A 12,752-nucleotide genomic window follows, 5' to 3' on the forward strand; every position below is an offset into this window, starting at 1 on the left:
TAAGCAAATATTGTGCGAAAGCTAATTCATTGTAAATTTTGCTTTACAAAAGATTTACATCTAGCATGATTTTGCATGAAAGATTATTTTTAATAGCCGAATTATTTTTGCCGTTTTCTAAAGTCGCTGGAGAGACTGGTTCCAAATAAGAAAGATGTGTATAAAAAAGAGGATGTATGCTCTTATCATGAACATACTATCCTCTGAAAAATTAATATAGGCAATTAGATGATTAGTTGGAAAAGCACTTTCAACTTGTAGGGCTGAGATATCCCTTGAAACAGGAAAGTTTGCCTTGCACAGCGATTATGCTCTTCCCCAAATACGATTAATCCAGTTTTCAATAAGTCCGACCGCTTTATCGAGAAGCAGCCCGGATACGCCGATAAATAGTATAGCAGCCATGACTAAATCAAGCCTCATGGAATTTCTGGCGTCGACAACTAAATAACCAAGTCCTGACTGCGTTCCAACCATCTCTCCTGCTACAAGAAAAATCCAAGCTGTACCTACAGCTATATGAAGCCCGTTCGCAATATAAGGGAATGTGGCAGGAAAAATGATTTTGCGCAATAGCTCGAATTTTTTAATCTCGAAATTTTGCGCCACTTTCAAATAAGTTTTATCAACGTTCTTTACAGCAGATACTGTCGATAGCAAAACAGGAAAGAAGGCAGCAATAAAAATAATTACTATTGCCGGCATATTGCCAATCCCAAACCAAAGTACAATAAACGGCGACCATGCGATTGGCGAAACAGGCCGCAATACTTGGATAATTGGGTCAATCACTCCCCATAATAGTGGAATTCTGCCAAAAATAAGTCCTAAAATGATCGCTAATACAACGGCAGAAAGATATCCAGCCAAAAATCGCATGATACTCACTTGGAAATGTTCGAACAGTGTACCATCTTTAATAAGCGAAAGTATTCCATCCCATACTTGAATGGGTGAAGGGAAAAGTGCTGAATCATATTTTCCAATGAAAATAATTAACTGCCACAAGGTAATCAAGATAGCAAAACCAATGATGACATTTATGAAATTCTTATATTTAATCATCCTATCACTTCTCTTTTTTCTCAAATTAATTGGTGAATTTATGCATCATCAACCATGCGGAACTGTCATTCCAGTATCCTTCCATCATTAGGGCTTCTGTTGTTCAACATGCCTAGTACCTGCTTAACCATAAATTCGCGTCCATCTTTCGGTTTGCTCAAAATGAGTGAGAGGAATAGGAATCCCCCTTATGGAAGCTTTGCATTGTCTATTAGCGAATGATCTACAAATTCTTCATAAGATGGCGGATTTTTTTGTAAGCCCATCTCAATCAAGTTTTTCGTTAATTCTTTATAGTCTTTTTCATGAATGATTAAATCGTCATAAGCAATCCATTTAAAAGATAAATCCATTACTTCTTTGTCCGCTTTCATATATTTGGAGGACATTTCAATTGTTTGCTCATCCTTGTGCTCTGCTACCTCACCAGCTTTTAAGTAATAATTAACAAAATCCTGAGCAATCTCTTTTTCCTTTTCGATAAATTCACCGCGCAGTACTAGTGCACAGTCAATGGAATTCTGCCAAATTTCATTATCTTGAAATAGTACCTTGCCCTTTCCGATCGATACGGAAGCTGCACCAAAAGGTTCTGCAACGACATATCCAGCAATTCTGCCCTCAGATAAAGCTGCCGGCATTTCTGCTGGAGGCATCTCGACAGCCTTTACATCATCGTACTTTAATCCGTTTTGTTTTAACATTTGATAAAGCAAAATATTGTGAGTGGAGAATTTGTGTGGAATAGCAAAATTTTTCCCCTTTAAGTCTTTAACACTATTAATATCATTTGCTACGACAAGTACGTTCCCATCTCGATGTCCTAATGCGACAGCTTTTAAATCAATGCCTTGTTCTTTTGCCTTCATAGCCAAAGTAACTAGCATGGAAGCTCCGTCAATATTGCCTGTGTTTAAGGCGTCTACAAGCTCAGGCCACGAACCAAATTTCACGAGTTCCAGATTGAATTTTTCATATTTTTCTAATTCCTTCTCGATAAACAGAGGTACTGCATGAGTAATCGGCAAATACCCGATCTTGATTGTTCTTTTTCCATCTTTGCCGCTTTCGGAAGTATTATCGCTTCCGTTTGCCCCACAAGCAGCCATTGTCAATAACAATACTGATATAACTAATAGAATCAGTCCAGATTGAATAATCCTTTTCATCTAATTTCCCCTTTTCCTATTTTTATTTTTTTATATACAATGTGAGCTTGCTTTGAAAAATTAGATATAATACTCCGTTGTTACATTAGGATGGTTAAAGTGGAATTCTTCAAAAATGATTTTTCGATAATACTGAAAATCAGAATGGCTTCGGTCTCGAGGCTTCGAGAGAGCGATCTTGATCTCCCTGTGAATATGACCGGGATTTGGATGCATAATGAGAATCCGGTCTGATAAATAGATTGCTTCATCAATATCGTGGGTAACTAAAATAATAGTTGTTTTTTCCTTTTGCTGGATGCGAAGCAGTTCATCCTGCAAATAATAACGATTAAACGTGTCCAAAGCTGCAAACGGTTCATCCATTAAAATTAATTCTGGCTTCAGTGCAAGTGCTCTGGCAATTCCTGCTCTTTGCTGCATTCCTCCAGAAAGTTCATGAGGAAACAAATCTTCTTTTCCTTTTAGACCAACCAAGGCCAAGTAATGTAACGCTCTTTCCTTTCGTTCTGCAGGATGAAGCTTGAGACCTTCCAGCCCCAATTCTACATTTTTAAGCACTGTTCGCCATGGGAGCAGTCCATAGTCTTGAAACAGCATTATGCATTTCCGATTCGGCTGATTCACCACATTCCCATCAAGCAAAACTTGACCGCTATCCGCCTTTTCAAAGCCGCCGATAATATTTAAAAAAGTGCTTTTCCCGCAGCCGCTTTCTCCTAATATGGAGATGATTTCACCTTGCTTTATTTCTAGTGAAATCTTGTCTAGAACGTGTATTTTTTTATTTTTATTTGTGAAGCTCTTGCTCAAATTTTCAACTTTAATAATTGTAGACTGCTGAGAATCCATTCATTACACCGCCTCTTAGTCGTCGGATTTTCATTAATCTTCGATTAATTCATTAACAAAATAATTCTTATAAGAATAGTGAGTTTTAATATTTGTAGATCATTTTATTATACTTTGTTAGTTTTTTCAACTATATATAGAAAATATTTTTTAGTGTCAATGAGTTTAATTTTTGAGAATGAATCGTGTTATTTTGATTGTGAGCGGTTTGCACCGATGTATCTGGACGTTTTGTAGAAGAAGTGATGGGAGTTCAATGAGGATAAGCTTAGTCATTGCGTTTTTATAGATTTTTATTATGATGGACGTTTGCGGATGGCATTTTTGAAGCCGGAGGCAGGAAAACATTTAAAGCTGTAAGCGGGATTTTTAAAGTGATGCTTTAAGAATAGGTAGGTGATCAAGCATACTGGATTTTACGGAAGGTGTTGAAAAAGGAGAACAACGGAATGATGATAACCTGGAATAGGGGATTTATAATATGGACTTCGTATTCGTTAGACAAAGGGAAATGAATTTATGTGAAAATTGGTATCTAAGAGGCTAGACGCGTGGAAAACTCCTCCTGAAAGGCAATTGCCGGAGCTTCCAGCACGCCTATCCTTAAACTAGTCTTAGAGGACCTGACAGCATTTTTATTTAATATTTTGAAGCTCACTTTCAATAGAAATAACTTCAACATTTTGGGCAAGTTCGCCTGTTTTTTTGGAATAATAGGCAATGTCCACCTCATCACCTGTAGCCGGGTCAATCAGTTTTTTATAACATTTTTTTAAATGTTTGCTTCCCCAAATAATTAGTGCATTGAAAACATGCTCTAAATCTTTTCCGCTTTGTGTTAATACATAGCGGTATCGAGGTGGATGCTGTGAATAAAGCTCTGATTGAACGAGGCCTTCTTCTTCTAAATATCTGAGACGTTCCGAAAGCAAATTGGAAGAAATTCCCGGCAAAGCTTTTTTAATTTCATTAAAAAGTGCATTTCCGTTTAAAATTTCATGAATAATTAACAGTGTCCAACGATCTCCAATGATATTAAGTGATTGCGCGATGTTGCAAGGGATATCATATCTTATTTTCATAAACTAATCTCCTCCATTTGTTACAATCCATTTTAACATAAAATAATTTAAAAGTGATTAAGTTGATTTTTTGAACTAAGTATATTAAAATGACTTTATGATAATAAAAAAGTGGGGGATAAAAATATGGCGCTATACTTAATTGAATCATCCTTAAATGGTATTGTATCAGCAAAAGAGGAATTAGATCAAAAAGTTTCAGAGCTTCAAGGAAAATTAAACGAAAATCAGGCATCATTAATTGAACTTCAAGTATCAAAGGATTTCTCACGCGCATTCTTTATTGTTGAAGCAGAAAATCAAAAAGCTGCCACTGAAACGTTAAAAGATATTCATATACCTATTCATCTAGTAAAACAAGTTCGTCTTGTTGGAAAAGAACTCGAAGATGTAAAGAAAAATAATGAAGTTGTCAATTATTTGGTTGAATGGAATTTACCAGAAGATTTGACAATGGAACAATATTTGGAGAGAAAGAAGAAAAACTCTGTACATTATCAAGAAGTTCCTGAAGTAACATTTTCGAGAACTTATGTTTGTGAAGATATGACAAAATGCCTTTGCTTCTACGATGCACCAGATGAAGAGGCTGTTAAGCGTGCCCGCAACGCAGTAAAAACACCAATTGACTCCATTACGGAAATATTGGCAGATAAATAATAAATTTTAATAACCTTTTTTTAAGAGGCGGGGCTGTCCGATAAATCCCTAAAATGAAGCAAGTGGAGAAAAACAATGCGTTTCTCTCCACTTGCTTTTATATTTTTTCGATTTTTATCTGAAAGTAGCTGGCGGATACCGGCTACTTTCAGGAAGTTGTAATAAACCAAGCATTGGTTTATTGTCTTTTTTTTTGCAAAGCTCTTTTGAAATACATATACAGGTTCATCTTTATCAAAAAAATAGAAGGGGCGGCAAAATAAAGATTGATTTTTTGAACCTAATATAATAAAATGACTTTAAACCGACTAAACACGTAGGAATTATTTATTTAATAATAATTGGAATGCCTGATTTCGGACATTATGAACGCGGGTGATGAATGAAATGAATAGTTTGGACGAAAAAGTTGAAACGTTGGAGCAGTTAATTGAAAAAGAATTGAAACCATATGTGAAAAAAATTGATGCGGAAGGTTTTTACCAGGAGCAATATTTGCGGGAGCTAGGGAAAGCTGGATTTTTCTCTACGAATCATAAGTCGCAAAAGGAATATATTTTACAGGAAATGAAAGTGGTAGAAGAAACAGCAAAATGGTGTATGACGACTGCATTTTGTCTATGGTGCCATCTGGCCGCTTTAACTTATATACGAAATTCCAACAATCTTTCATTAAAAAATAAATTGCTCCCTTTGCTGGAGAATGGAAAAATTTTAGGTGCAACAGGCTTATCGAATCCGATGAAATATTATGCAGGACTTGAAAAATTGCACTTAAAGGCAAAACCTAAAGAAGATGGTTATATACTTTCAGGTGTTTTACCGAATGTATCCAATCTAGGTGACAATCATTGGTTCGGTGTGATTGCTGAGGTGGATGAACACAAACGAATCATGTGCTTTATTCCGAGCAATGCGGAAGGATTAATATTAAAGGAAAAAAATGATTTTCTAGGTTTAAATGGAAGCGCAACATATTCTTGTACTTTTCAAGATGTTTTTGTCCCGAATGAGTGGGTTGTATCTGACGATGCGGATCTTTTTGTGGAGAAAATCCGCCCGGTTTTCATTTTATATCAAATACCTCTTGGTTTAGGTGTTATACGATCTTCCATCGCCTCCATTGAAAAGGTTATTAATAAACAAAATGGCTGCAACAGCTTTTTAAAAATACAGCCGGGTCAATTGAAAACACAAGAGCGCAAAATTCAAGATGACATTCATGCATTGTTCAGCGGTCAAAGACTCGACTGGAAAGAAATTGCAAGGATACGTTTGGAAGCTGCTTATTTAACCCTTGAAGCTGTACAGGCAAACATGCTTCATCACGGAAGCGCTGGATATCTCATGCATAGTGCACCTTCCCGCAGACTCCGCGAAGCGTATTTCTTTGCTAATTTAACACCAACAGTGAAACATTTAGAAAAAGTTCTTCACTCATAAAAAATCCCTCATGGTTCTCCATAAGGGATTTTTTGTATGTGCTGGGCATCTGTACATTCGCCAAGCTTTAAAGCAGCAGTATTTTGTTTAAGACAAGGGTGTCTAGGGCGCCAAGATCTGAAGGAAGTCAGCAGCCAATTTTCGACTTGCGGAAAAGATGATCGATGTTTTATTCTTTCTCCTTTTTTTTCTTTAACCTTCCTTCGCGTCGAGCAGCGTCCCGCAATAAAAATTCAATATGGGAATTGACGCTGCGGAATTCCTCTTGCGCCCAACGTTCAATAACGGCATACAATTCAGGATCGATTCTTAAAGGGAAATTTTTCTTTTTTGCCATGGTGCGACACAACCATTAATATAGACTTCCGGTATTTATGACCGGCTGGGTGCCGCGATCGGAGATGATCGCAACCATTAAATTATTCACCATGTTAACCTTTCTTTCTTCATCAAGCTCAATCGTTCCGTCGCTAGCCAGCTGCTCGACAGCCATTTGGGCCATACTGACGGCTCCTTCGACAATCTTTTTTCTCGCAGATAAAACGGCGGCTGCCTGCTGGCGCTGAAGCATGGCGCTGGCAATTTCAGTCGAGTAAGCTAAATGAGTCAGTCTAGCTTCTATTACTTCAACTCCAGCGACGTTCAACCGTTCTTGCAATTCATCTGCCAGCTCTTTTGAAACAACATCGGCGTTGCCTCTTAATGTAATATTGTGGTCATCAAACGTATCGTAAGGATATTTCGTTGCTACATGACGAATGGCAGCCTCGCTTTGGATTTCCACGAATTCTTCATAATCATCCACATCAAAAGTTGCTTTTGCGGAATCGATTACTTTAAAGACGATGACCGAAGCAATTTCAATCGGATTCCCTTCCACATCGTTTACTTTTAGCTTTTTGCTGTTAAAATTTCGAACGCGAAGGGACACCTTTTGTCTAATAGTTAATGGAACCGTTAAGGCAAGGCCACTTTTCCGAATGCTTCCTAAATAACGTCCGAAGAAAATGACAACGTTTGCTTGATTCGGCTGTACAATGGTAAGACCGCTTCCAAGCAGTACGGCAAGAACAACCAATACAATTGCAAGAACAATAAACTCCTGGATAAATGTAAAAGCTGCTCCGAGCAAAAGTGCAACGATTAATACAATTCCAATAAACCCGTCAATAAACCATGCCTTTTTTTCTTTCAACTTTCATTGCCCCTCTCATATTATTTTTATATTAAAATGATATCACTTTTTGAAATAAATGTAAATATATATTGTCAAAAAATTTTGGCGAAAAACGTTTTTGGAGCTATGAAAATTCAATGAAAACCAAAATAAAAAACCTCAACTAACAACCATGCTAAACGTCATTTCGTTAGCAAGGGTTAGTCGAGGATTTCGGTTTAAATATATTTAGTTCATTATTGTTTGCATAGGTTCGTTTCTTTAGCATTAAAACAGAAAAATAAGACATACAATGAGGATGACAATGAACAATAAGGTATAAATCCATGTCAACGAGCGAACATTGCGAAAGGAGCTTGTTTCATATTCCCTTGACCTTGTAAGTTCATCATGGGGACTGTTCCCGATCGCTTTATATGTTTCTATTTTTTTTCCTACTTCTTTTCCGATAAACGCAGTTAAAATGAGTGCAAGTACACAAATAATAATGCCTACGGTCAATAACATACTATACATAAAACCATCTCCCTGTCTCTTTACATTGTGGTAGAGAATTTTGATAATCACCTGAAAATAGGAATTTATTTATGCTGAATATTATAAAATGCATCAGCAAATCTTTTTATTCCTTCATTTATATTTTCTTCATTTTCTCTTGCGAAGGTAAAACGGACATATTTTGTACTTGATCCAAGCGTTGAGCCCGGAACATAAATAACCCCGCGCTTGATCGACTCTTCTAGCAGCTGGATCTCATTAAAGTCTTTCTTTATTTTGCACCATAAATGAATGCCTCCTTGCGGGATATAAAAATCAACATCGTCTTTTAAGTAGAATCGAAGGCTTTTGACAATTTGATCCCTTCTGTTTTCGAGCCGTTTGACTAAGCAGTTGATATGGGCATCGAAGTCGTCAGATTCCAGAAAATCATTGGCAATCCATTGAGTAAAGCTGGCATGACCGAAATCCACTTGCTGTTTGGCATCAGACAATCTTTCAATCACAGGCTTTGGTCCAATAACCCAACCAATTCGCAAACCAGAAGCAACAATTTTCGACAATGAGCTGATATATAAGACATTTCCATGCTCATCCATCGATTTTAGCGGGTAGGTCTCTTCCCCATTAAAGGACGTTAAACTGTAAGGATCGTCTTCAACAATCGGTATTCCATACTCAGACGATATTTCCAATATTTTTTCCCGCCGGTTTTTATGAAGGAAAGCACCTGATGGATTTTGGAAAGCAGGATTTAAAAAGATCATCCTGATTCGATGTTTTTTATGCAATAGAAGCAAATCATCCGGGTTTATACCGTCTTTGTCAACTGGTAAATAGAAAGGTCTTATTCCGGTTGATTTAAAGACCGGGAGACTGTAATAATACGAAGGCTCTTCTAATGCTATCGCATCACCCGGCTTTAATAAGCATTGGACGATTAAATATAAAGCTTGCTGCGCTCCTGATGTGATGAGAATGGAAGACGGATTTGTCTCAATTCTCCGATATCGTTTCACATGCTTTGTGATAGTTTTTCTTAATATCTCATTCCCTTGAGGATGATCATATCCCAGGCTTCCGATAAATGACCTTGTCGAAATGATTTCTCGCAAGGAGTCGATTGGAAAAAGATCTTCCGACAATTCACCGCTAGCTAAATTGATTAGTTTATGCTCTTCCATCTCTTTGCGTATTCTCTGGGTCACAGGTAAATTCGGCAAGAACGATCCTGCCTCAATATACCGATTCCAGCTTGGTACACGCTTCTTTGTCATGCCCCATATATCTTTGCTGATTGTTGTTCCGCTTCCTCTCTTTCTCTCGATAAGTCCGTTTGATTCTAATTCGTCATATGCAGCCACAACTGTGCTTCTGTTTATTTGCAGCTTATTGGCCAAAAACCGTTCAGAAGGCAGCGGTTTATCAGGGGGAAATGTGCCATCCGCAATTCCATTTTCAATATATTCGGCCAGTTGTTTATATATAGGCTTTTTTGCATTTCGATCCGGTTTCCAGTCCATATGCTTCACCCTTTAGATTTGCTTGGCACTTCCTGCTATATGGCAAGTTAATCAGGTTCTTTGTTATTTATTTATAGAATGTTCCTATTGAACATAATCGAAAATGTTGTTATATCCATCAAAATTTGAACCTGTTCAAACATTAATTATAACGCTAGATGAAAGAATAATGCCCATCCAATTCAGTAACATTTTACCCATCCACTTTTATTTTAACTTGGAGTTTTTAGTACATGATTTGAACGCTGCTGAAAAATCATTATCTTTTGTAATATGGACGCAATGCTGTCCTGCCCGATTTTTTCTTTACTTGAAGTTGAAAACCCTTAAAATAGATGTGCGATTTTCGGCAAATTTATTTCACTTTATGGTTCGTCTTGGATAAATGGCTGTTGCAGTATTGAAATTGGATGATTGACAAAGTCTTTGATTGGATGGTCCAAAAATTTTTGAACATTTTTATTATGAATAATATACTCCAATTCAAACCGTTTCTCATATTTTACGCTTAATGCTTCTATAGAATTAAGTGTTGATAGTTAGTTCGACACTCAGCCACAGCTGTATTGTACAAAGGAGCATGCTAAGAAATTATCATTAAATTACTTCAGATGAGATATCACATGAAAAGCTCTCATGGAAAAACATAATCCAATTATTTTGAACTCTAATACATGGGTCGGCCCTTCTATGCTTAAAAAGAGGATTATTCAAAGTGTTTTCCTTCCTGTGCAGATTTTTTTATGGAAGATGAATAGGGGGCAACTTCCGAAGGTTATTGACTTTGAAGGTTCATGAGCTTCGGCATTTAAGATGGCTTTAGATTTTTCAATTTGGTGGAGGGGAAGAATATGTCGAACAGAGCACAAAAGGTTAAAGTTGCTGTTATACAAGCCTCATCTGTTATTATGGACCGGGACGCCACGACAAAAAAGGCGGTTAGCCTCATACATCAAGCTGCTGAAAAAGGAGCAAAGATTGTTGTATTTCCTGAAGCTTTTATTCCCGCTTATCCTAGAGGCTTATCTTTCGGTACAACGATTGGGAGCCGTTCGGCTGAAGGGAGGAAGGATTGGTATAGATACTGGAGCAATTCTGTAGCTGTTCCGGACGAAACGACGGAACAACTGGGCGAAGCGGCTCGAAAAGCAGGTGTCTACCTTGTGATAGGCGTTACAGAAAGGGATAATGAATTTAGCGGCGGGACTCTTTACTGTTCTGTTTTATTTTTCGATTCTGACGGACAGTTGTTAGGAAAACACCGCAAATTAAAACCGACTGCAGCAGAACGGATTGTTTGGGGGGAAGGGGATGGAAGCACATTACCAGTGTTTGACACCCCTTATGGAAGAATAGGGACGCTAATCTGCTGGGAAAATTATATGCCGTTAGCAAGGGCTGCGATGTATGCACAAGGAATTCAAATTTATATTGCCCCAACGGCTGATGCAAGGGAAACTTGGCAGTCAACAATCCGCCACATTGCTTTGGAGGGGAGATGCTTTGTTTTGTCTGCCAATCAATATGTGACAAAAGATATGTATCCGAAAGATTTGGCTTGTTATGATGAACTTGCTTCTTCACCTGAAGTAATGAGCAGAGGTGGTAGCGCGATTGTTGGACCGTTGGGCGAATATGTGGTAGAGCCCGTATTTGGCAAGGAAGACATCATCATTGCAGAACTGGATATGAAACAAATCGCCTATAGCCAGTTTGATTTTGATCCTGTTGGGCATTATGCAAGACCTGATGTTTTTAAATTGCTAGTCAACAAAGAGAAGAAGACAACTATTGAGTGGAAAAATTAATCTCATGATGAGACTCGTTTCTACGATTGATCTCATTATTTATTTGAGATTTTGCAGTTCAATAAACAATAAGGGAAATAAAGAAATCCCTTGCTCCTTTACATTAAGAAAGCGTTTATTTTATAATTAGTGTAAAACAAACGTTCGAGTGGATTCGCTATTTTAAGAAATATTTTCCGGGAAATATCGAGCCCTCTGGCGAATGGGAATGATTTTGTCGAACTTAGCTGAGAGCTTGTTTAAAAAAGGAGATGCTCTTAATTGATAAAAATTAAGAAAATTGTTTTGCATATATTACAGATGCGTTTGAAAGCCCCATTTTCTACTAGCTATGGAGACATTCACGATCGCGAATTGTTGATCGTAGAAGTAAAGGATGATGATGGTGCAGCCGGTTTTGGAGAAGGGGTTGCTTTTTCCATTCCATGGTATACAGAAGAAACCGTGAAAACAACTGTGCACATGATCGAAGATTTCCTCATTCCGATTTTATCAAAGACGTCGTTTCATCATCCTAGTGAGCTGGCTGAATCGTTTCGTTTTATTCGCAGAAATTATATGGCAAAAGCGGCTTTGGAAGGTGCCGTGTGGGATCTATATGCAAAACAGCAAAATATACCTCTTTCACAAGCTCTCGGGGGAATGAAAAAAGAAGTTGAAGCTGGGGTGAGCATCGGTATTCAGCCAACAATAAAAGATTTAATCAGTCTTATTGAACAATATCAGGAGGAAGGATACAAGAGAGTAAAAATAAAGATTAAACCAGGTTGGGATATTGAAGTAGTTAAGGAAATACGGAAGCATTTTCCGAACTTGGATTTAATGGCTGATGCGAACAGTGCCTATACATTAAAAGATATAAATCATCTAAAACAATTGGATGAGTTTCAATTAATGATGATTGAGCAGCCTCTTGCGCACGATGATATTGTGGATCATAGCAAACTTCAAAAAGAATTGGAAACACCGATCTGTTTAGATGAAAGTATTTGTTCCTTCGAAGATGCTCGAAAGGCTGTTGAACTTCGAAGCTGCAAAATTATGAATATAAAAATCGGCCGTGTTGGCGGTTTGACAGAAGCAAAAAAAATCCATGATTTTTGCAAAGAGCAAAATGTTCCAGTTTGGTGCGGAGGGATGCTTGAATCAGGGATTGGACGGGCCCATAATATATCCCTAGCGACACTTGAACAATTCACACTGCCAGGAGATATATCCAGTTCATCTAAGTATTGGGAAGAAGATATTATTGAACCGGAAATATCGGTTTATAATGGAAAAATTGCCTTGCCTGATAGCCCGGGGATCGGTTTTCATGTAAGCCGTGAAAAATTAAAAAAATACACTGTTGAAACGAAAGTATTTACCCTATAAACAAAATAATCCTCTGCATGTTTTGCAGAGGACTATTTTGTGTGCGCCCGGCATGGGTGTAATCTATAGGGTGAAAGTCCCGAGCTGCGAAGGCAGAAGTA

12 protein-coding genes are annotated in these 12,752 nt (G+C 37.6%); 4 read left to right on the forward strand and 8 right to left on the reverse strand.

Going from position 1 to position 12,752, the window contains the following annotated elements:
* Positions 1-306: 306 nt before the first annotated feature.
* The 4 genes from NSQ94_RS02880 to NSQ94_RS02895 all read right to left on the reverse strand — a co-directional run bounded on the left by NSQ94_RS02880 (position 307) and on the right by NSQ94_RS02895 (position 4,168).
* Positions 307-1,065 (reverse strand): ABC transporter permease, encoded by a 759-nt coding sequence (locus tag NSQ94_RS02880; RefSeq protein WP_063386789.1) that lies wholly within the window; start codon positions 1,063-1,065, stop codon positions 307-309.
* A 188-nt stretch (positions 1,066-1,253) separates the two neighbouring features.
* Positions 1,254-2,234 (reverse strand): ABC transporter substrate-binding protein, encoded by a 981-nt coding sequence (locus tag NSQ94_RS02885; RefSeq protein ID WP_063386788.1) that lies wholly within the window; start codon positions 2,232-2,234, stop codon positions 1,254-1,256.
* A 60-nt stretch (positions 2,235-2,294) separates the two neighbouring features.
* Entirely contained in the window at positions 2,295-3,086 is a 792-nt protein-coding gene (locus NSQ94_RS02890) for an ABC transporter ATP-binding protein (RefSeq protein ID WP_063386787.1), read from the reverse strand.
* A gap of 635 nt (positions 3,087-3,721) precedes the next feature.
* Complete coding sequence (locus tag NSQ94_RS02895) at positions 3,722-4,168, reverse strand: helix-turn-helix domain-containing protein (RefSeq protein WP_063386786.1); 447 nt, start codon at positions 4,166-4,168, stop codon at positions 3,722-3,724.
* Between the two features lie 126 nt (positions 4,169-4,294).
* Between NSQ94_RS02895 and NSQ94_RS02900 the strand changes: the two genes are divergently transcribed.
* Both NSQ94_RS02900 and NSQ94_RS02905 read left to right on the forward strand, forming a co-directional pair.
* Entirely contained in the window at positions 4,295-4,828 is a 534-nt protein-coding gene (locus NSQ94_RS02900) for a DUF4242 domain-containing protein (protein ID WP_066247720.1), read from the forward strand.
* 387 nt (positions 4,829-5,215) lie between these two features.
* Positions 5,216-6,271, forward strand: coding sequence for an acyl-CoA dehydrogenase family protein (locus NSQ94_RS02905; RefSeq protein ID WP_339230067.1), 1,056 nt, complete (start codon positions 5,216-5,218; stop codon positions 6,269-6,271).
* Between the two features lie 169 nt (positions 6,272-6,440).
* Here NSQ94_RS02905 and NSQ94_RS02910 read toward each other — a convergent pair whose 3' ends face one another.
* From NSQ94_RS02910 to NSQ94_RS02925, 4 genes are all read right to left on the reverse strand, one after another.
* On the reverse strand, positions 6,441-6,608 hold the full coding sequence (locus NSQ94_RS02910; RefSeq protein WP_065095528.1) for an Arc family DNA-binding protein: 168 nt from the start codon (positions 6,606-6,608) through the stop codon (positions 6,441-6,443).
* 15 nt (positions 6,609-6,623) lie between these two features.
* Positions 6,624-7,466, reverse strand: coding sequence for an SPFH domain-containing protein (locus NSQ94_RS02915; protein WP_339197507.1), 843 nt, complete (start codon positions 7,464-7,466; stop codon positions 6,624-6,626).
* Positions 7,467-7,715: 249 nt separating this feature from the next.
* Complete coding sequence (locus NSQ94_RS02920) at positions 7,716-7,964, reverse strand: hypothetical protein (protein WP_339197505.1); 249 nt, start codon at positions 7,962-7,964, stop codon at positions 7,716-7,718.
* A 65-nt stretch (positions 7,965-8,029) separates the two neighbouring features.
* Positions 8,030-9,469, reverse strand: coding sequence for a PLP-dependent aminotransferase family protein (locus NSQ94_RS02925; RefSeq protein ID WP_063386781.1), 1,440 nt, complete (start codon positions 9,467-9,469; stop codon positions 8,030-8,032).
* Between the two features lie 851 nt (positions 9,470-10,320).
* Between NSQ94_RS02925 and NSQ94_RS02930 the strand changes: the two genes are divergently transcribed.
* Together NSQ94_RS02930 and menC are read left to right on the forward strand one after the other, a co-directional pair.
* Positions 10,321-11,277, forward strand: coding sequence for a carbon-nitrogen hydrolase family protein (locus NSQ94_RS02930; protein WP_339230070.1), 957 nt, complete (start codon positions 10,321-10,323; stop codon positions 11,275-11,277).
* A gap of 264 nt (positions 11,278-11,541) precedes the next feature.
* A complete protein-coding gene (gene menC, locus NSQ94_RS02935; RefSeq protein WP_339230702.1) occupies positions 11,542-12,651 on the forward strand; it encodes an o-succinylbenzoate synthase in 1,110 nt (369 codons plus the stop codon).
* Positions 12,652-12,752 lie beyond the last annotated feature (101 nt).

Source organism: Aeribacillus sp. FSL K6-2833 (assembly GCF_037965815.1).
Classification (GTDB): Bacteria; Bacillota; Bacilli; order Bacillales; family Aeribacillaceae; genus Aeribacillus; species Aeribacillus composti.

Coding starts and splice junctions, on each gene's coding strand:
- NSQ94_RS02925 (WP_063386781.1), bottom strand. CDS start 9,469: ATGGACTGGAAACCGGATCGAAATGCAAAAAAGCCTATATATAAACAA.
- NSQ94_RS02890 (WP_063386787.1), bottom strand. CDS start 3,086: ATGGATTCTCAGCAGTCTACAATTATTAAAGTTGAAAATTTGAGCAAG.
- NSQ94_RS02930 (WP_339230070.1), top strand. CDS start 10,321: ATGTCGAACAGAGCACAAAAGGTTAAAGTTGCTGTTATACAAGCCTCA.
- NSQ94_RS02880 (WP_063386789.1), bottom strand. CDS start 1,065: ATGATTAAATATAAGAATTTCATAAATGTCATCATTGGTTTTGCTATC.
- NSQ94_RS02905 (WP_339230067.1), top strand. CDS start 5,216: ATGAATAGTTTGGACGAAAAAGTTGAAACGTTGGAGCAGTTAATTGAA.
- NSQ94_RS02910 (WP_065095528.1), bottom strand. CDS start 6,608: ATGGCAAAAAAGAAAAATTTCCCTTTAAGAATCGATCCTGAATTGTAT.
- NSQ94_RS02895 (WP_063386786.1), bottom strand. CDS start 4,168: ATGAAAATAAGATATGATATCCCTTGCAACATCGCGCAATCACTTAAT.
- NSQ94_RS02920 (WP_339197505.1), bottom strand. CDS start 7,964: ATGTATAGTATGTTATTGACCGTAGGCATTATTATTTGTGTACTTGCA.
- NSQ94_RS02885 (WP_063386788.1), bottom strand. CDS start 2,234: ATGAAAAGGATTATTCAATCTGGACTGATTCTATTAGTTATATCAGTA.
- NSQ94_RS02900 (WP_066247720.1), top strand. CDS start 4,295: ATGGCGCTATACTTAATTGAATCATCCTTAAATGGTATTGTATCAGCA.